The following is a 19,767-nucleotide window of genomic DNA, read 5'->3' as shown; positions in this document are numbered from 1 at the left end:
TGACAAATTCCCCAGTTACAAAATCTCTGCATCACTCTACTTCGACCTTTGTATGAACTTCGACGTCTGTGATCGTCTGTTTGTCTTCCATGTACCAGTCCAGAAACGTACTCGCCTGACGACTCATCGCCTCAGACTTCATCGCCCCGATTCCCGGTGGTGATTGGGTCGCAGCCCACGTTGTCAGCTCCTTCACCAACGACCGAGCAACGTCAGGACGGTCCTCGATCAGATTGTTGGTTTCCTCGACATCATTTTCCAAATCGAACAGGAACTCGCGTTGGTCGCTTCGCAGGTACTTCCACTTCCCTTTGCGAATCGCTGACTGGCCTAGCCAGCGCCAATAAAGAGTGCCGTGTGGAATGCCGTCGGTTTGCCCCGACAGATAAGGCAATAAACTAACACCGTCGAGCTCCGGATCGTCCGGCAAACCGGCCAATGCACACGCCGTTGCGCCGACGTCCAGCGACGTAACAGGATGCGAGTAAACTTGTCCAGCCGGAATCGTTCCGTTCCAATGAACGACAAAGGGCACGCGAATCCCGCCCTCGGTAAGCAATCCTTTTTCGCCGTTCATGGGATCGTTAAGTGATCCATCCCAGCCCGGCCCACCACCGGGCGCGTCGAGCTTGTGCATTTTCAGCGGCGCACCATTGTCACCGATCACAAAGATCAACGTGTCCTGATCCAAATCATGCTCGGCAAGTTTTGCCACGATGCTGCCAACTCCGTCGTCAACTGCCGATAACATCGCAAGCGCTTGCCGTCGCCGCTGTGGCATTTCACCAGGAAACCGGTTCAAGTAACGCTGCGGAGCATCCAGCGGAACATGCGGTGCTCGATAGGCGAGAAATAAAAAGAACGGCTCGTCTTGGAATCGCTCAATGAACGAGCACGCAAACGAGGAAACAAGATCAAGATGATATCCACCCCCCTTTTGAACTTGGGGCGGAACATCTTCACCGCGCAGATTCATGTTCCAGTGCCCATCAGCATTGCTGTGTTTAAAAAACACTTTGTCAAAGCCGTGCTTGGCGATCGCGCCAGCCGTGTTTGGCCCCAAATGCCATTTGCCGGCCATCCCGGTTTTGTAACCCGCACCCTGAAGACGCTCGGGAATGGTCTTCAATTCGGCAAACCGTTCCATGACGCTGCGGTCTTGAAATTGCGGGTTCGATTCCAAACCCCACTTGGTTTGATACTGGCCGCTGATTAAACCGCCGCGCGAAGGCACGCACTGAGGCGCGGTGCAATAACCATCCGTCATCCTTGCGCCGCCGCTGGCCAACGCATCCAAGTGCGGCGTCTTGACGTCTTCAAAGACTTCTTGACATCCCAAGTCCGCATAGCCGTGATCGTCCGTGAAAATCACGATCACATTCGGCCTGCGATCGCCACCAAACACCGGTGCGGCAATCAACAACAACGTCGACATCTGCCAAAGCAACCGAATCAATTGAAGCTCCACTGCTTGACGAGTTCGTCGTTCTCGGTGGTCAGCTGCATTTGCAAAATCTCGATCGTGCCACGACTTCGCGACGGATCCAAACGGATTCCCTGAGTCGATCCAGTGGGCGAGATTTGAACTTCATAGTCGTGTAATTTGCCATCATGGTAGACATCAAAGAACGTGCTACGCTCGGCGGCATAGGGAGCGTCATTACTTTTCCAAAACACCTGACCTTGTCCAGCCGAGTCGGACTTCATCCGAATCTTCAACCACAATTTCGCACCCACGACTGGTTCCGAAAGCTGATAGCTGAAGTGGGGATCGTTACCATCGCTTTGAACTTGCAGACCGCCTGCAACGAGCGAAAGCTTACAAGTACCGCTCGGTTGCCAACCCGCAACTGGTTTTCCGGCCGGTCGCGCATGCGGCGTCTTTGCTTCTTTGGCGCCACCCTTCAGCGACGCTTTACCTTCTTGGGTGATGTCGTACTTTGCAGGATCAAAATTGGGGTTCGCCAGCGGACAGACAGCGTTTGCGTCTTCCAAGTGTTGCTGGATCAAAGCGTCCATTTGCTGAACTCGATCAGGGTACTTTTCAGCAAGATCATTGCGTTCACCAATATCGTCGTGAAGATTGAAGAGCTTGTGACGATGAGCGCCGTCCTGACCACCGTGAAAGATCCGAATCAATTTCCAATCGCCTTGATGAGCACTGACCGCGGGCGGTAGCCAGTCTGGAATGCCAGGGGAGTGAGGAAAGAACGTGAAGATCGCTTCGCGTGATAGCTTGCCGCCCTGCAGTGCTGGAACGAGGCTGATGCCGTCGAATGATTGTTCTGGCTGCGGAGCGATCGCGAGCATCTCGAGCAGAGTCGGATAAAAGTCGATGCTCTGGATGATCGCGTCGCTATGCGTCTCAGGCTTCACGACACCTGGCTGAATCACGATCGCCGGACCACGCACGCCGCCTTCATACATCGTCGCCTTGCCGCCCTTCAGCGGTGCGTTACTGGTTGCGGTGGTCCCGTCGACTTCGTTGTACATGTTGCCGCCATTGTCCGACGCAAACACAATGATCGTGTTGTCCGCGATGCCTAGCCGATCGATTGTGTCCAACAACGTTCCAATCGCATCGTCCATGCTTTCGATCATCGCTGCGTACGTCGGGCTGCGCTGTGGATCACTTGGATCGACGACTTTGCGATACTGGTCGATCAAATTCTGTTTGGCATCAAACGGTGCATGAACGCTGAACATCCAGTAATTCAGAAAGAACGGCGCGTCGGCGCGTTGCTCCATGAACCGCGTCGCTTCCTTCGCCATCCGATCCTCGATGTGTTCATCGGGAATGTTTGGATCATGGTCAAAGTCTTTGAACTTCCAAGGCGCGACGTAGCTTCCGGCAGGTCCCGGACCTGCAAAGTGTGGCACGTCCACATCGAAGCCATGCTGCAGCGGCGAGTAAGGTTCGGGCCCCAGGTGCCATTTCCCAAAGTGACCGGTTGCGTATCCGTTGTCCTTGAACATTTCGGCCAACGTGTAGTAGTCGGTGTCCAATCGCGTTACCGATTCCGGAATGGTTGCCTTCTGATTCGGGGCCGCCGAGCGACTGACAACCGGCTCCAGCACCACCTTGGGCAAGTGACATGTTGGCGACGTGATTCCATGCCGCGCCGGACTCAGTCCCGTTAGCACACTTGCACGTGTCGGAGAACAAAGTGGGCTGGACGAATACGCACGCGTGAACGTCATGCCTCGCTTTGCCAGACGCTCGACATTCGGCGTCTTGTAGAACTTCGTCGTGCCAAACAGTGTCGTGTCAGACCAACCAAGATCATCCGCCAGGATGAACACAACATTAGGTTGTCGCAGGTTCTCCTCGGCCGCCGCGAGCCCTTGCCCGAGCAAACCGCTCACAAACAAACCACCCATCAACAAATACAGAAACGTTTGGTTCAATCGCATGAAATTCACTCGGTAGGTGGGGCGAGGCAGTTGGACCGCGAGTCAATGAGACTGCCGTCTGCCGTTCTCAGATCAATCCGCTAATTGATAGACGGAAATCGACTCGATCTCCATTTCACCAGCGTCGGCATGTTGATCGTAAGTTGCAAACGGATCAAATCGAATGCCTTGAATTGGATCGTTGCCTTGGATCTTGAATACGTACTCGTTGATTTGATCGGATTTCGCGAGCCGCCGTTTCGATTGCTGCTGTCCATTGAATCCTCGACCGGGTGACGACCAAAAGAATTGACTTGTCGCGCCGCTAGCCGGCATCGCCCGCAACACGATCGCAAGTTTGCCAGCCGCGGGACGATCCAAACGCACTGACATCTGCGAGTCATCGCCCGTTGCAGCCACGAACACCTTGCCGCCGCGACTGCGGATTTCCACACTCTTCTGGTCCTTCCACTTCGCAACGTCGGTCGCATTCGAGAAGTCCCAGGTCGCAAGCTTGGTGGCCCCGGCTAGGTCGATCTGATCAGGATTGATCGACATGTCCATTGGCTTCGAAGTCTTCAACGGCACATCCGCAGGCATGACTCCACTGTCGGCTGCGAACTGATAGTCGCCGGATTCGACGGACAATACCGCCACATCCAACTGCTGACTTACCAACTTGACATTGGCATGTCCGGCCAACGCCTTTCCGTTTTCGGTAATGCTCGAAGCTTTACTGGTCGGCAAGTAGACCGTCGCCGTCGAGTTTGCCGGAATCGAAACTCGCAGGTAAAACTTGCCTTGTTCGATTTTCCAGTCGCTGCGGATCGTTCCGCGAATCGAGTCATAAGATGCTTTCACCCAGTCGATGGAGTCGTGCATCGCGTTGCTTTCGGGCGACGGCGGACTTGGGCGAATGATGATCTTCTTAAAGCCTGGGCCGTCGGACTGGATCCCCGCAAGCGTCGCGAACATCCATTCGCAAACGGCACCGAAAGCGTAGTGCGAGAATGAGTTCATTGCCGCATTGTGCCGTCCGAAGGCGTCTTCTTTGGTATAGCTGTCCCAGCGTTCCCAAATCGTGGTCGCGCCGTTCGCGATCTCGTATCCCCACGACGGAAACTCGCGAGACTGGATCAAGAAGACCGCTAAGTCGTGTTGCCCGGATGCCGACAGCACAGGCAACAGAGGCCGTGTTCCTAAGAACCCCGTCGCCATATGATTGCCATTGTCGGCCAGCATCGATGCCAGGTGACGTCCCGTGTTTTCGCGCTGGTCCGCCGGAACCAGGTCAGCGAATAACGCCAAGGCTTGCGCGGTTTGCGTTTTGATGTTCACACTACCATCGACGCTAACGTACTTCATTTGAAACGCAGCGCGAGTCGCTTCGAACTGCTTCCGATACTGATCGGCTTCCGCGACTCGGCCAGTCGCCTCCGCCATTTCAGCCATCATCTTGGCCGAGATCGCAAAGTAAACGCTGTCGATATAGTCGAGCGGCGTCTCGGCTCCTTGTGCTAACCAATCGCCCCAAGCGTTGCCGTGAGTAACGCCAAGGTCATCCACGCTGGTTCGTTTTCGCCAGCCCATGAATCGAGTCATCGGTTCCCAGCAGTCGTCGATGACTTGAGTGTCACCGTAGAACTGCCAGATCGTCCAAGGACAAATCACGCCCGCATCGGCCCAGGCGGTGCCAAAATCCCAACCGTGCTGAAACGGGTACGGCGCGTAGCCTGGGAACGCGCCGCTTGGTCGCTGTGACTCCATCAATTCGCGCAACCACTTTGTGTAGAACGCACCGATGTCCGCGTTGTAGGCAGCCGTTGCCACGTAAGCCTGCGCATCGCCAGTCCATCCCATACGTTCATCACGCTGTGGACAATCGGTCGGCAAGTCCAGGAAGTTGGCCCGCTGGGTCCAGACGACATTCTTAAAAAGTTGGTTGACCATCGGGTCGCTGCACTGGAACGTGCTAGTCATCGGCGTGTCACTATGCATGACCAAACCGGTCACCGTGTCGAGCGTCGGTGTTCCCGGAAAGTTCGACAGCTCGACGAACTGGAAACCGTGGAAAGTAAATCGAGGCTGGTAGACCTCGCCGGCCGGATCACCTTTACAAGTATAGAAATCGGTAGCGCGTGCTTTACGGAGATTCTCGGTCATCATTCGCCCGTCGGGATGCAGCATTTCTGCATAACGGATTCTGATTTGCTGCCCGGCCGGTCCCGTGACTTTCAAACGAATGTTCCCGGCAAAGTTTTGTCCGAGGTTGAAGATGTACGTGCCAGGTTCTCGCTCGGTAACGGACTTAGCCGGCATCTCCTGAGTGATTCGAACGGGCAGTCCCGGAAAGGCTTCCAGTTTCGGACGCTTGAAACCGAGTTCGTATTCTTCACCGACAATCGCGACATTCTTTCGCTCACCGTCGGGGTTGCGAAACTGATAAAAATCGGCGACCGGGTTGCCATTGTCTTCGGCAAAGACCGCACTGTCCCAAGCCGCGTCATCGAAACCATGCTGCGACCAACCCGGCATCTCGTTGCGGGCATCGTAAGCTTCACCCATCAACAAATCGGCTTCTTGGATCGGCCCGTTGCCCGTTACTTTCCAGCTCTTGTCGGTGCCGACGATTTGTTTGGAACCGTCGGAGTATTCGACTTCCAACTGCGCCATCAGCGCCGGCGTTTTTCCGTAAGCCGCCCGGCCAGTTTTTTCGGTGCTCATTCCGGTCAGCAAACCGAACCCGACATAGCCGCTGTACCAACCATCGGCAACCCACGCCCCGATTGCGTTCTCACCTGACCGCATCATCTCGGTCACGTCGTAAGTGTTGTAGTACGCGCGTTGGCGATAGTCCGTCCAACCCGGTGCAAAGTAGGCGTCACCGACGGTGCTACCGTTGATGTGCAATTCGTAGATCCCCAGCGCTGTGGCGTAGACAGTCGCCCGCTTGATTTCCTTTTCCACGCGAAACTCTTTGCGGTACTGACGCGCCGCCGGCAGTTGCAGCGTTGTGGTATCGCGATAGACCGGCGTTTCGTCGTGGTAACTGATGTACCTCGCTGTCCAGTCGGTCTCGTTCAACAATCCCATCGACCAAGATGCAGCTTCGCTGGCGACTGGATCATCGGATTCCGTGTTCCAAACCTTCACTTGCCAAAAGCACTGCTGGCCGCTCCTCAGCGGCTTTCCTTGGTACTGAACGAACAGAGTCTGATCGGAATTAACTTTTCCAGAATCCCAAAGATCTCCTTCACCGTTTGCCAGACTTGCCGCCGATGACGCAACCAATATCTGGTACGCAACCTGTGAGTCGCCCCGCTCGTCCGACGACACCTTCCAACTTAGGCGCGGATGGACTGTATCGATCCCATGTGGGTTGTCAATGTATTCACATCGCAAATGCACTGGTTCAAGTGCAATGACCGCAGTCGTTGTGCAGGCTACGAAAATGCCGAGGAACAAAGTGGCGAAGAAATTCAGTTTTGTCATGGTGAGAAGTTGAGGGTGGTTTTTCGCAGGCGGGGGATCGTGCTGAGTCAGAAAACGAGTCGTCAAATTTCGACTTCTTTTGAATCAATTGGCAATTCACGGCTCATCCACAACGGTGTTGCCAAGAACCAACCGATCGTTCCAGCGAGCGCTGTCCACTTCACCGTGTCCAAACTGATCGCGTCAGCAAAGTAGAGGACACACGGAATCATCACCGCACCAAGCGAAACAAGCGAAACTAGTTTTGCAGGCATGTTCATTGGGTAAGTCCTTCGTTGGTTGCGATAGAATTTTGCGTGACCTTGCTAAGCACAAGGTAAATCACGCCACAGGTAATCCAGCATGGGATCACCGCGTAAGCGGCAAACAATCCTTGTGCAAAGATCAAATAGAGCCCCACTGCGACCGGCAGCAACCAAGCCACCAGCACAGCGACGTTAGCCGTCACTCCACTGTGCATCGCGTACTCATCTTTCAAGCCAAACTTCTTCATCAGATAGAAGTCAACAAAAATCACTGCGCCCATTGGCCCGAGCACAGTTCCGTACAGCCCAACGAATCCAAGTAACTGGGCCGATAGATTCGGAAAAGCGCCTGCGATCGTCGCGACCGCGCCGGCTACAAGTGTCATCGCCGTTCGCGAACTGTTGGGGATCACACCTTGGAAGGCAAGACCCGCGCGATAGATCGTTGGGTTGGCAGTCGTCCAACCGGCGATCACAACGCAGATGATTCCCGCCCAACCGAGCGACTCGAACGCAAGTAGTCCTGGGTTAGCGACTACTTTCCCGTCGGCACCAAGTGCAAGCGACGGCTGAATCTTGATCAGTGCGGCAAGCAACAATGCGGCTGCGATCCAGGCCATGTAGTGTCCTAGAAACATTCCAATTGACGGCGCCCATCCGGACGCTTTGCTGCGCGCGAATCGAAAGATCGAAAGGTCGGCCATCCCAAAGTGCATCGCTCCGTTACATAACCAAGCAAACACCACAATCTGCCAAAAACCAAAGGTCTGTGGCCCGTTCTTTTCTTGCACAAATGCGATCGCGTCGGTCCAAAACTTGCCTTCCGAAAGAACCGCCATGTTAGTCGCGTCCATTTGAGCAAGCGACACGATTCCACAAGCGGCAAACACCGCGATCATCCACGGGGCAGCGATATTGGCGAATCGGGCAACCCGTTCATAGCCACCTGCAGCGACCAACGCAATCACCACGCCGACGATGGCAACCAAAGCCGTGAACGAAAGATTGCTTAGACCAAACATTGCGTCGGGCACGTCGAACGTAATGCCGAACGGAACGCCCACTGCTGATGCAGAAACGGTGACCATCGCACCGGCAAGAAAACAGAACAGCAAACCGTTGACTAAGTTATAGAACTTGACCAGTGATCCACCGGCAATCCGTTCGAGTTGGTAATACAGTGTCATCCGTTTCGCCATCGCGATCGGAGTGACCAAGAATCGCCATGTCAAAACCGCTAGGAAGTTGCCAAGCAACAAGCCCAGGATCAGGTCCTGTAAACTAGCGCCAGCCGCTAAAAACAACGGCCCAATCATGAACTCGGTGCCTGCGGCGTGTTCTCCCGCGTACATGCCCCAGAACTTCCCCGATCCAAGCAACGCAGAATCGGGAACTGGCTCGCGTTCAAACTCTCCGCCTGAATTTGAATTGTCTTCACTCATGAATGTTCGTTCCGGTACCTAAGAGTTTTGTTTTGACGCAAGTGATTCACTTGCCAGCACGACTTCCGCATAGTCAACGACGCCGATCTATCCAACCACCGCACCGACCTCGCATGAACGCTGCGACTGCACGGCCGCTTCATAGGCACGCACTTTGTCCAGCCACTCGGCACCGACCGGCACACCAGCCGATTGACAGTAGTAATCCCAGACTGCGCCTAGCGGCATCATCTTTTGCTCTTCAAGCAGCGCTAAGCGTCCGGTGTAGTCACCATCACGTTCAAGTTGTTGCAAGGTTTCGGTCGGCTCTAGAAGTGCAGCCAAGACAGCCTTCAACGCGTTACGAGTTCCAATTGCCCACGCTGCCACTCGATTGATACTGGCGTCAAAGAAGTCGAGTCCGATGTGGACGCGATCCAAATAGTCGCCGCGAACGATCTCTTGCATGATCGATTGCAATTCGTCCGTATAAGTCACTACGTGGTCACTATCCCAGCGAACGCCGCGACTAACGTGCAAAAGTAACTCGGGAACGTACATCATCACCGATGAAATTTTGTCCGAGATCACTTCGGTCGGATGAAAGTGCCCCGCGTCGAGACAAAGCACTTTGTTTCGCGAGATCGCATAGCCCATGTAGAACTCATGCGACCCTACGACATAACTTTCACTGCCAATCCCAAACAACTTGCACTCGACGGCGTCCAATGTGTGAGCGGCGTCAAGCTTCTCGGCAAAGATCTCGTCAAGCGATGCAGCGAGCCGTTCTCGCGGATCCTTGCGGCTGGCAGGTGAGTCTTTCCAACCGTCCGGTACCCAGAAATTGTTGACACATGCGTTGCCTTGCGCCGCACCCATTGCCGCTGCGATCTTGCGACAGGCAATGCCGTGATCGATCCAGAACTGGCGAATGCCAGAATCCGAATGAGCCAGGGTGAATCCGTCGCTTGCTTTTTCGTGCGAAAAATAACTCGGGTTAAAGTCTAGATTGACACCTTGGCTGCGTCCCCAGTCGATCCAACCTTGAAAGTGTTCGACGCCAATCGCGTCGCGATCAACCGGCCCATCAAATTCGCCGTACAACGCGTGCAAGTTCAACCGGTGCTTGCCGGGAATCAGCGAATAGGCAAGTTCCAAATCACTGCGAAGTTCACAAGGTGTCCGAGCGCGTCCGGGATAATTGCCGGTAACGGCAAGCCCGTTGCCAAGTGCACCATCGCTACCTTCGAATCCGACAACGTCGTCGCCTTGCCAGCAGTGGACCGAAATCGCAACGTCGCGCAGTCGATCTAAAGCGTGTTGAACGTTCACGCCAAGCGATTCATATCGCTCGACGGCAAGCTCGAAAGTTTTTTGAAGGTTTGCTGAGTTCGACATGCCGCGGTGTCCTATGCAAAGTGAGTGAATGACAGAGAAGTCTACAGAAGAGTGTGGTAGCCGAGTGAATCAGCGACTGGATTAGGTTGCCAACGATCCCACGATCACGATCCTGTTTCCGTCAACAAAAGTGCCAACAAGGAAATAATTTAGATCACCAATGTTTCAGAAACCATGACGATCGCGACAAGAAACAGGACTATAGTGCCACCAAAGAGTCCTCCGGGAATCCCCGAAACTGCGTAACCCCTAACGTTGTCCGACTCATTGCCCCAGCGAACACGTCGATCAGTTCCGAGCGGTACCAGCGGATCGCCAGTCACTTGATCGAATCAAGCAGGTTCGCTTGAAATTCGGCGAAAGCAGGCTCCGGAATGATGAACCTTGATCTCCCGACAGCAGAACGATGCCATTCTCACGCAGCCACAGATAGTCAAGGTCCGCCAATCAAGTTCGACCATTTCTTTGCCGACCGGAAACTCCAAAAAGCTAACGCAAGCGGCGTCGCCGTGCATCTATCGCAAACAACTTCGTTTTAATCAACCTTTCGAAGATTGATTAAGTTGTACGCCACTCAAACTGACCGCTAACCCGGCCACCGAAGACCGCGGTGCTCTCGGAAGCACTCAAAAATTGTCTCCGAAAGCAACGTCCGATCTGGTCTTGGCGAAAAACGCTATTGCAACGTCAGCGAAGTTTTGCCGCAGATGACAATAAGAAAACCTCGATTGCCCGCTTGCTACTTCGCTTCCGCTTTAAGCTGTGCGAAACGCGTTCGCATGTCGCGAAGCTGAGCCGCGTAGGACGGGTCCGCAGCGAGATCGTTTTCTTCGATCGGATCGTTTTTCAAATCAAACAACTGCTCGCGATCAAACTCGGGCCAATAGAAATACTTCCAGTCTTTACGAACGAGCGCTTCGGACGCGGGAATGAAGTCTGTGCTCTTCAACATCGGGTGCTCGTAAAAGAACTCGTCCCGCCACTTTGGATTCTCGTCCGACAGATACAGCGGCGAGATGTCTGATCCCTGCATCGTTTCCGGGGCATCAATCCCGACCGCCGCCAAAATCGTTGGTGCCAAGTCGACGTTCAGCGTGAATTCATCGTTCGTTTTGCCCTTGCGATCAACTGGCATTCGCGGATCACGGACCATCAACGGAACGCGGATACTTTCCTGATGCGGATACCACTTATCCGCCAATCCGTGCTCGGCGTGGTAGTAGCCGTTGTCGGTGGTGAAGATGACCAAGGTGTTATCATCCACGCCTTGTTTTTTCAGTTCGGCCAGAATCCGCCCACAGGTCGAATCGACTTCGGTGGCCAAGCGATAGTAGTTCTTCATCATCGTTTGGTGTTTTTCCGGTGTGTCAAATCGCCAGTGCCAACGATTGCGTCCTTCGTTCTTTTCATTACCCACAAAGTCCGGCAACCGATCAAACGATTCCTGTGTCGCGTTGACGGCAACCGGAATGGTGACGTCTTGATACAGAGTCATGCTCTCGGGTTGTGGCAAGAACTGTAGCGGGCTGGAGTCTTCGGCGTGAGTTGCAAAAAACGCAACCGTCAAACAAAAGGGCTTGTCCGTTGGCCGAGATTTCAAAAAGTCTAACGCATCCTTTTCGTTCTTTTTCGTGACATGGATCTTTGACCCATCCGGTTGCTTGATCCAGTGAGTTCCATAGTACGAACGGCTGAAGTCGAACTTATCAGCGGGAATCGTTCCGTTGTGCCACTTACCGACATGACCAAGGTGATACCCATGATTGCGAAGCAGTCCCGGGTAAGTTTCATCCCAAGCGGTCTCCCAAGGCTTGAACGAACGGTTGCCGTGCCTGGACATCCACTGACCCGTAAACAGCGACGCGCGGCTGATGCCACAAATGGATGTCGTCACGCAGTTTTGCGTAAACCGAACGCTCTCGGAAGCAAGCTGATCAAGATTCGGCGTTTTCACGACCGGATTGCCGGCGACTCCTAGCGTGTCATGCCGCCAGTCATCCGCATACAACACCAAGACATTCATCGGCGCCACTTCGGATTGAATCTCGCCAACCTCGACCGCCTGGGTACGACTCGTCGAAAAAGTCACGATACCGAAGACAAAGAGGATCAAATAAGACGAAGATTTTGACATTTCAATTTCAGTTGAAGGAGGTTGAAGCGTTTGAACGTGACGACACTCGGTCGCGATGGACTTCACGGGATCTGAATTTGCACGACGGTACCGTCCGATGTCGCCGTGACATGGACCATCTTCGATGCGCCGTCTTTCTCGGCTGTGATCTCATACTCGCCAAAAAAGCCACGAACCCGACACTTGCCGGCGATATCAGTTTCGGAAGTCTCATCGGTCCACCATTGACTGGCAACCAGATCGACAAACGCCTGGCCGGATGGTTTGAGCGTCCAGTCTTCACGCCATAATGCGGCGGCAGGCTTCCAGTGCATTTTTTCCCAAAAGCCCCATTGGATAATTGCAACGAAGTTGGGGTGACTGAATGAAGCAATCATTACGTCGCGATAATAGTCGGCTTGCAACTCTTCATCGTCGCCTGCCTCGACGTCGAATTCACTAAGCTGTAGACGCGGAGCGATCTCGGCGAACTCGTCATAGACCTTTAACAACTCCTCGGGCGGAGTCAACGACGTCAGCCCAAAGTGCCCCATGAAGCCAACGATGTCGGGCGCTTGCCCGTTGTCGTTCAAGAAACGAATGATTTCTTTATACGGTTCGCGCTTGTAACCGTCCGGCAACACTTTGCCTTCGTTGATCGCGTGCGAGGCTTGCGGCGCTAGACGTCTCGCTTCGGCCATGATTTCGGCGTAGATCTGTGGACCGCCATATTCTTTTTCGTACGTATGACTCCCCCAACCGATGATGTGATTGATCGTGTCCCACTCGGTCACATAGTCAGCCGTTGCTGGCAACACATCGGCCATGTGTTCCCACAACCATGCTCGGTGCCCGTCGGGATTTCCGACGAATTCCTTTTCAACGGAGTTAAAGTCCATCGGTGCCCATCCGATGTAGTGGCCCCGCACCGCGATGTTGTTGTCGAGCAACCAAGGGATTGTGTTTTCGACAAAGATGCGATTCTTGCGACGCCAGGATTCTGTATTGCTTTGCAGCATTTTCCAGTTGTGTGGCCGAAACTCGGATTCGAACGTGACTCGGTCAAAATACTTTTTTACGATCTGGCGATACTTTTGGGCCTCTACCCACGACACCGAAATCTTCTTCTTGGGGTTGATCGGAAAATCACTCTCGACCGCTCCCAACACTTCGGAATTAACCGCGTTGCCAAAGCCAAACGCATGTTGCTGCATCGCGACATGAACCGTGGCATTCGGAACGGGCCTACCGCCTGCATCAACAACGGTGATCGCAATATCCCCCTTACGAATTTCCTCGATGCGAACGAGTGCTTTCTTCCGCCACGCCGCATCCTTGTTGCGGCCCTCGTACATGATCGTCGATCTGGGAAGCGTCGCAATATCGTAACCAGCCCCATAGTTTACCAAACGCAAATCAGCAATTTGCACCACCTCGCCGGCTTCGCCCAACTGAATTCGCAGGCAACTATCAGATGAATCGAAATCGTCTGTCGCTACAAACGAGCGCACGTGCTGCGTCCACTCTCGGTAAGCCGACAAGCTGTATTGGTAAGACGTTACCCCCGGCTTTGCATCGACGAACAAGTAAGCGTTGTTCGGTTGCCCACCGGCTCCAGGGCGTCGAATCCAGAACGAAATCAGGACGACATCACCCTTGCGGACCGAACCGTTGATTGGAATGTGCAATCGCATGTTGTCAGGATCGGTAAAGCGAGTGTCCGAATCAATGCCGTACGCTTTGGCAAATGGCAGACCTTTTGTGTCAATCCACTTCGCCGCGGCAACGACATTCTGTGATTCGAACTCAACCGTTTGACTCGGTCCGAACGACAAGACATCGCGTCCTCCGTCAGGCGGCGTGATCACAGTGGCTTGGGCAAGCTTGTCCTCCGCAAAGCAATTGGCAACGCTAGCCGTCAGCAGAAATACAGCGAGTGTAACCTGCCCCATGAAACGAGCATGGTGGACCGGTTTCGCAGCATTGGTAAGCATCGCAAGTCTCTGAACGCGGCAGAAAATGATTAAAAAATCGCTGGAAGTGAACCTAGCTAACGACCCGTCAACTGCAAAATCTTCAGCAAGCGGTTCGTTCAAATTCCTCTGATCGAGATTGTTCAAAACTCGACAGGATCGACGAAGCATTCGCCCGCGCTCAGTGCAATCCGCTGACTGCGGAATCACTGATGCCGATAATCAAGAATGCTAAGGCATCGAAAAGGGAAACATCAGGGTTATCAAACGAAGTCGCATTCTATTTACCTGTCGTTTTCAATTTGACGTTGGTCGTTTGAATTCGCTGAGCCGATCCGAGTTGTTCGGAAAGACGCGAAGCCAAATCAGCATACTCGAGCTTGTCGGCAAGATTCTCGCTCGGCGTGTCAGTGTCCTGGTGGTCATACAGTTCTGTCGCAACGATGCGTTGGGAGCCAGCCTGAATCCATTCTGTGTAACGGTACCGATCGTTTCGAAGGCTATATCCCATGTTGGATCCACGTTGATATTGACTAATTGCGAAGGGCCGAAAATTGAGTTTGGAATCTTGCAACAAAGGCTCCAAGCTCTTGCCGTCGATCGAATCGGGCACGTCGCCGGTAGCCAACGAAGCGACGGTTGGAAAAACATCAACGATCTCCACGAGCGATTCTGTGCGTTGCCCGTGAGCGTATCCGGGCGCGGAAATGATCAGCGGCACCCGAGTGTCAAGTTCCAAGTTGGTGTGCTTGCACCACAAACCGTACTCGCCCAATTTGTATCCGTGATCACCCCACAGGACGACGATGGTATTTTCTCGCAATCCGAGGCGATCGAGTTCGGCTAGGACTTTACCTACTTGAGCGTCTGAAAAACTCACCGCCGCGGCGTATCCATGCATCAATTCCTGGGTCACCTCGTCTGAAAGCGGTCCCTCCATTGGAATCCCATGATAAGCACGCAGCTCACCCCACGAAGTGATTGCCAAGCTGGATGTTCCGTCGGGTAGCTCGCGTTTTGGAACCGTAAACTGTTCTCGCTTGTAAAGTTCCCAGAATCGTTTGGGAGCCGCAAATGGCAGATGCGGTTTCGCAAAACCGATGCACATGCAGAACGGGTTGTCTCTGTTCTTGCGAAGCGATGCAATCGCTTGTGCTGCAACTTTGCCCTCGATGTACGCTTCGTCGTCCACTTCCGCAATTTCAGTGGCCGGACCTTTCGCCGCGTTGCGCACTTCATCAACACTTAGATTTCGTTGCTTTGCATCTTCGACTCGCTTTGCGATCGCATGAAGCGCTTGGGGATTGGCGTATTTGTCGGTCGGATAGTCGGCAAATTCCGACCACGATGTCGCGTCATCTCGACGATGGTGATAAACCTTTCCAAATGACGCCGTTATGTACCCATGCTGCTTGAAGTACCTCGGCAACGTCATCGCTGTTTCGTTCACTTTGCGAAGCGGCGTAAATAAATCACAAATGCCGGTGTGGTCGGGATACAGCCCCGTCATCATGCTGATCCGCGACGGAGCACACAGCGCCTGCTGACAATACGCTCGATTGAAAAGGAGTCCCTGGGCCGCCAATGTGTCGATCGACGGACTTCGGATCGAGTCCACGCCATAGCAACCCAGTTCCGGACGCAGGTCATCGATGTAGAAAATCAACACGTTCTTCGTCTGCGCCGGCTGGCTGCGATTATCTGACTGAGCCAGGCCACGCGAAACCACGATCAGGGCGATCGCCGCCAACGTCATGACGCGAAGCGAAACGCTTGAAACGATGCTCATGTCTGCTTTGTGTTTGTTTTGCCGAGGCTTTATAAAGCGGATTGCCACACGCAAACGTGTTTAGCTCTCAAAACTCTCGAACAAGGTTTCGAATTCGTGATGGATGTCAGCGTGTTGTTTTGAGAGTTCGCGTGATTCGCCGGGATCGCTTTCGAGATCGAAGACTTCGATCGCTTGATCCAATCCGTAGCGAACGGCTTTCCATTTACCCCGCCGTGCCGCTTGAAAAACTTCGCCAACGATACCCGAGTTGGGGTCGCCGACTTGCTTACCGAATTCCCAGTAAAGCGTTCGCTCGGGAATTGGCTGCGGCGAATCATTTAAAAGTGAGTAGATCGAAGTTCCATTCGTTTTGACTCGCGGTACCGACGTCAACGAAACGCCAGCCAAATCGGCGAATGTTGGCAGCACGTCCGCAAAAGCCCACGGCGTGTTATCGACTCGGCCGGTTTTGATTTTCGCTGGCCAATGAACGATCATCGGTACGTGAATGCCACCGTCAAACAAGTCCCGCTTCATTCCCTTGTAGGGCGCCGCCGCTTTGAAGAAAGTCGGATCACCACCACCCTCGTCGTGCGGTCCGTTGTCGGACGTGAAAACGATCAGTGTGTTATCGGCGATGCCACGTTGATCGAGCGTGTCAACGATCTTGCCAACATACGCGTCCAACGCGGTGACCATCCCGGCCATCGTCGCACGCGGACGGGCAACCGGTTCGGGATAGTACCAGGCGTATTGATCTGAAGGTTCGCCAGTAGACATGCCAAGGTAGGGCGTCTCGTCGAACACTTGCTCGTACGGTTTGACGAATTCCTCTGGCGCGGCCAATTCGGCGTGTGGCGATGAAAACGCCAGCAGGACAAAGAACGGATTGTCGTGATCTTTAGCGATATAGCTGATCGCTTCTTTCGCGAACAATTCCTGCGCGTATGCTCCTTTGTGTCCGCCTTCGTTCTCGGCGATCCGCAACTTCCGTCCGTCACGCCACAGAATCGACGGGTACTGGCGGTGACCTTCCAGAATCGAATACATCCCGTACCAAGTATCGAACCCCATCGCCAACGGGTCCGTCACGCCCATTTGTGATCCAATCGAATACTTGCCGAACAACGCAGTGTCATAGCCGGCATGTTTAAGCACATGAGCAATCGTGACGTCGATATCGGCCAACTGAACCTTGTTCGAGTTGTTCTGCATCAATCGACCATCGCGTCCGGTAAACAGCGAAACACGGGAAGGCGAACAAACGGTGTTGCCGGAATATGCATCGGTGAAACGAATCCCACGATTCGCCAAACGATCCAAGTGCGGCGTTTTGATCGGCGTGTCACCGTACGCACCGATCTGATTGAAACCCAGGTCATCTGCCAGGATGAAGACGATGTTCGGTCGTTCGGGAGATGCTGGTTCGACTGCTTTGGATGAATCGACAATGATCAGTCCCAAGACAACGGCAAAAAGAGCACGGCACAAAGCGAGCATCGCTTGGGTCTTGTCGTAGGGCAGTTGTGTCAAAGGATCTTCTCGAATGGTGTTTGCGTCATATCGCGCGATAGTCGATGACCATCAGAGATGAGGGGCCAACATCGACTGCGTGGGACTCGGACGTTTGAATGTTCTTTATAGAGCGGATTGGAAACGGATTGAAAGGACCTTCGCGTCCAAGCATGTCGAAGATCGTGATGATCACCGAAACCTCGACTAGGCTCGGCTTTCCCCTACGCGGTTTGCGTGAGTCGAAAGTCTAGCACGCGCCCAATTGGCCGGATCCGTCTTTGCATGGTCCATTGATTGCATGAAAGAAGTGATGTGGACTGTAGAAGGAATCTAGCGCGCCCGCTTGCTAATATAACACCCGGCGCTATGACATTTCCTTGCGAGACAAAACCAAAGAATCACAGAATTTTTCCATGGCGATTCATTTGGATTTTTCAAAACACAACTTCGCCAAGAAAATCCAACGCCTAGATGATGTCATCCTCTAAATTGCCAGATCGAGAAACCGCTGTAACGCCGGAGCGGTCATAGGCTGCGGTTGTTCCCAATTCAACTCTCGCCACCGGCGTCTTGATGATCGGTCGGTGGCAATCGCAGATTTCTTGACATCTGAAGTTATTCGTAGATGGTCGCCGCTTTGGGATTACCTTACAATTCGTCGATTGCCAATTTGGATTGGCTGAATGATTGTGATTCTTCGTACGAGGTAAACTATGACTCGATTGTTGTCTGGGATGTCGCTTATTCTTATTCTCGCGATTTCGGGATGCTCTTCAGAGAGCAACACGAATGTTCTAGAGAATGCTGACCAAGCAAAGATTGACGCCTACAATAAGCAGGCCGAAGAAGATGCCAAAGCTTTGGGCGGTTACGACGGCCCTAAGTAGAATCCTGAGCCAACTTTGGCGACTTGAATTGACTCAACGAAAACAGCGTCGTTCCGATGATCGGAACGACGCTGTTTTTAATTTAACCTGACGCAATTACGTGCTCGGAATTGCCTTGTCCGTTCTAGAATTCACTATCGATGATTTCTGAAGCACCGCGAGATCCCAGAGCACCCCACAAACCAAACGGGCTTTTCGCACCGGGGTAATTGTTGTTCGCTGCTGTTCCATTGAGGAAAACAACTGGGTTTCTAGAATTGCCCGCTTCAATTGAATCGGTGATGTACTTGACTGCACCATCGCCCATCAGCACGTGAGCCCCACCTTGGTGTTGGCTCGAAGCAGTAGCAACCAAGTCACCGTGGCCAGCTCCGTTGGCATCAGTGCAAATTTGCTTGTTTGGTGGCAGAATGGTGTGCATCTGAGTGTAAACAGGCATGCAGTCATGCCAGTGGAAGCCGCGGCCCCAGTTGGCGTTGATGTTACGCCCGGCGATCCAGAACCGTGGACGCAAAGGGTCCAACGTTGCTTCCAAAAACGACGGATTCAAGTGACAGTTTTGACGTTCGCCGGTGACTCCGACCCCGTCGCCCCGAGGAAGCGAAGTCCGAGCGTCGTTGTTGCCTAGGTCCGTCGTGATTTCACCACACATGACGGTGTTCGAAAGGCCGTCGATCGTATCCCTAAACTTCATTCCCCGAGTTAGCACGAACATCCCGCGATGCGCGGCATTCGAATGTCCTGCCGTTCCGGCCGAGGCCGTGTAAGGGTTGGTTACGCTGCCGTCCTCGCCAACTTCATTTACATTCAAGTACGGGTCGCGCGAGCGATAGGAGGAGTCGCCGGTACAGGCGGCGTAGTTGGTTCGGCCCAAGGCGGGAAGCCCGATACCTGGGTCGCTGGGGCAGCGAAAAGTAGGGATGTCCGTCGCGTACGGCGGATAGTTGATTTCGTCGGGTCGAGGCCCCATCGCCTGCCAAGGAGGCGTTCGTGTGCTTCCGTTGGTATTGAACGAGAGTGGGTTGCTGATCTGTTCCCACAAAGCTTGTTGCTCGATGAATGGGGTCAGGCCTACGAGCATCGACAAGCGATGATTGGATGTCCCCGTGTAACCGTTGACCGGACTCGGCTGATCCCACAAGTCTCGCCCGCTCGGAACATAGGTTCCCGAGCCGTGTATGGGCAGTTGCTTGAAAGCAGAATGGTAGTTGTGAATTCCCAAGCCAATTTGCTTGAAATTGTTACTGCAACTCATTCGCCGAGCTGCCTCGCGGGCAGCCTGCACCGCAGGCAGCAATAGGCCGACGAGCACACCGATGATCGCAATGACCACCAGCAGTTCGACCAACGTGAACGCGGATTGGGTACGCTTCATTTGAAAACTCCGAAAGGGAACAAAATAAGAAAATCAGTTGTTGGAATCGTTGAACTGGTGCAACGATCTGTTTAGCTTCGATTAATTCTGGCGATGCCAGCTATAATGCCACCAAGGCATTTGAACGCCGGAGACTACACCGTAGTTCCGGTTCATTCCTACAAATTTGTCGAAATTGTCGAAG

Annotated in this window: 12 protein-coding genes; 1 reads left to right on the top strand and 11 read right to left on the bottom strand. The window is 53.6% G+C overall.

Going from position 1 to position 19,767, the window contains the following annotated elements:
- Window positions 1–31 precede the first annotated feature (31 nt).
- From Poly59_RS15715 to Poly59_RS15670, 10 genes are all read right to left on the bottom strand, one after another.
- Complete coding sequence (locus tag Poly59_RS15715) at window positions 32–1,435, bottom strand: sulfatase family protein (protein WP_146535332.1); 1,404 nt, start codon at window positions 1,433–1,435, stop codon at window positions 32–34.
- Between the two features lie 17 nt (window positions 1,436–1,452).
- A complete protein-coding gene (locus Poly59_RS15710; protein ID WP_146535027.1) occupies window positions 1,453–3,414 on the bottom strand; it encodes a sulfatase in 1,962 nt (653 codons plus the stop codon).
- Between the two features lie 72 nt (window positions 3,415–3,486).
- On the bottom strand, window positions 3,487–6,885 hold the full coding sequence (locus Poly59_RS15705; protein ID WP_146535026.1) for a glycoside hydrolase family 78 protein: 3,399 nt from the start codon (window positions 6,883–6,885) through the stop codon (window positions 3,487–3,489).
- A 62-nt stretch (window positions 6,886–6,947) separates the two neighbouring features.
- Window positions 6,948–7,145: a hypothetical protein gene (locus tag Poly59_RS15700; protein ID WP_146535025.1), complete on the bottom strand. Its 198-nt coding sequence runs from the start codon at window positions 7,143–7,145 to the stop codon at window positions 6,948–6,950.
- Entirely contained in the window at window positions 7,142–8,572 is a 1,431-nt protein-coding gene (locus tag Poly59_RS15695) for a purine-cytosine permease family protein (RefSeq protein ID WP_146535024.1), read from the bottom strand. The genes Poly59_RS15700 and Poly59_RS15695 overlap by 4 nt, the downstream gene beginning before the upstream one ends.
- Before the next feature lie 87 nt (window positions 8,573–8,659).
- On the bottom strand, window positions 8,660–9,949 hold the full coding sequence (locus Poly59_RS15690; RefSeq protein WP_146535023.1) for an L-rhamnose isomerase: 1,290 nt from the start codon (window positions 9,947–9,949) through the stop codon (window positions 8,660–8,662).
- 739 nt (window positions 9,950–10,688) lie between these two features.
- Window positions 10,689–12,083 carry a sulfatase family protein gene (locus Poly59_RS15685; protein WP_146535022.1) on the bottom strand — a complete coding sequence of 465 codons (1,395 nt, stop codon included), beginning with the start codon at window positions 12,081–12,083 and terminating at the stop codon, window positions 10,689–10,691.
- Between the two features lie 62 nt (window positions 12,084–12,145).
- On the bottom strand, window positions 12,146–14,056 hold the full coding sequence (locus Poly59_RS15680) for an endo-1,4-beta-xylanase (protein ID WP_246151685.1): 1,911 nt from the start codon (window positions 14,054–14,056) through the stop codon (window positions 12,146–12,148).
- Window positions 14,057–14,315: 259 nt separating this feature from the next.
- Complete coding sequence (locus Poly59_RS15675) at window positions 14,316–15,824, bottom strand: sulfatase (protein WP_246151684.1); 1,509 nt, start codon at window positions 15,822–15,824, stop codon at window positions 14,316–14,318.
- A 60-nt stretch (window positions 15,825–15,884) separates the two neighbouring features.
- Window positions 15,885–17,306: a sulfatase-like hydrolase/transferase gene (locus Poly59_RS15670; protein ID WP_146535329.1), complete on the bottom strand. Its 1,422-nt coding sequence runs from the start codon at window positions 17,304–17,306 to the stop codon at window positions 15,885–15,887.
- Between the two features lie 728 nt (window positions 17,307–18,034).
- On the opposite strand from Poly59_RS15670, the gene Poly59_RS29580 reads away from it, so the two are divergent.
- Entirely contained in the window at window positions 18,035–18,208 is a 174-nt protein-coding gene (locus tag Poly59_RS29580) for a hypothetical protein (protein WP_186776291.1), read from the top strand.
- Between the two features lie 124 nt (window positions 18,209–18,332).
- On the opposite strand, the gene Poly59_RS15665 is transcribed toward Poly59_RS29580, so the two are convergent.
- The gene (locus Poly59_RS15665; RefSeq protein WP_146535021.1) at window positions 18,333–19,583 is read right to left on the bottom strand and encodes a DUF1559 domain-containing protein; all 1,251 of its coding nucleotides are present in this window, start codon (window positions 19,581–19,583) and stop codon (window positions 18,333–18,335) included.
- Window positions 19,584–19,767: the final 184 nt, after the last annotated feature.

Source organism: Rubripirellula reticaptiva (genome assembly GCF_007860175.1).
In the GTDB taxonomy this organism is placed as follows: domain Bacteria; phylum Planctomycetota; class Planctomycetia; order Pirellulales; family Pirellulaceae; genus Rubripirellula; species Rubripirellula reticaptiva.
This window is presented reverse-complemented; position numbering and strand designations above follow the sequence as displayed.

Coding starts and splice junctions, on each gene's coding strand:
- Poly59_RS15715 (WP_146535332.1), bottom strand. CDS start 1,435: ATGTCGACGTTGTTGTTGATTGCCGCACCGGTGTTTGGTGGCGATCGC.
- Poly59_RS15710 (WP_146535027.1), bottom strand. CDS start 3,414: ATGCGATTGAACCAAACGTTTCTGTATTTGTTGATGGGTGGTTTGTTT.
- Poly59_RS15705 (WP_146535026.1), bottom strand. CDS start 6,885: ATGACAAAACTGAATTTCTTCGCCACTTTGTTCCTCGGCATTTTCGTA.
- Poly59_RS15700 (WP_146535025.1), bottom strand. CDS start 7,145: ATGAACATGCCTGCAAAACTAGTTTCGCTTGTTTCGCTTGGTGCGGTG.
- Poly59_RS15695 (WP_146535024.1), bottom strand. CDS start 8,572: ATGAGTGAAGACAATTCAAATTCAGGCGGAGAGTTTGAACGCGAGCCA.
- Poly59_RS15690 (WP_146535023.1), bottom strand. CDS start 9,949: ATGTCGAACTCAGCAAACCTTCAAAAAACTTTCGAGCTTGCCGTCGAG.
- Poly59_RS15685 (WP_146535022.1), bottom strand. CDS start 12,083: ATGTCAAAATCTTCGTCTTATTTGATCCTCTTTGTCTTCGGTATCGTG.
- Poly59_RS15680 (WP_246151685.1), bottom strand. CDS start 14,056: ATGCTTACCAATGCTGCGAAACCGGTCCACCATGCTCGTTTCATGGGG.
- Poly59_RS15675 (WP_246151684.1), bottom strand. CDS start 15,824: ATGAGCATCGTTTCAAGCGTTTCGCTTCGCGTCATGACGTTGGCGGCG.
- Poly59_RS15670 (WP_146535329.1), bottom strand. CDS start 17,306: ATGCTCGCTTTGTGCCGTGCTCTTTTTGCCGTTGTCTTGGGACTGATC.
- Poly59_RS29580 (WP_186776291.1), top strand. CDS start 18,035: ATGACTCGATTGTTGTCTGGGATGTCGCTTATTCTTATTCTCGCGATT.
- Poly59_RS15665 (WP_146535021.1), bottom strand. CDS start 19,583: ATGAAGCGTACCCAATCCGCGTTCACGTTGGTCGAACTGCTGGTGGTC.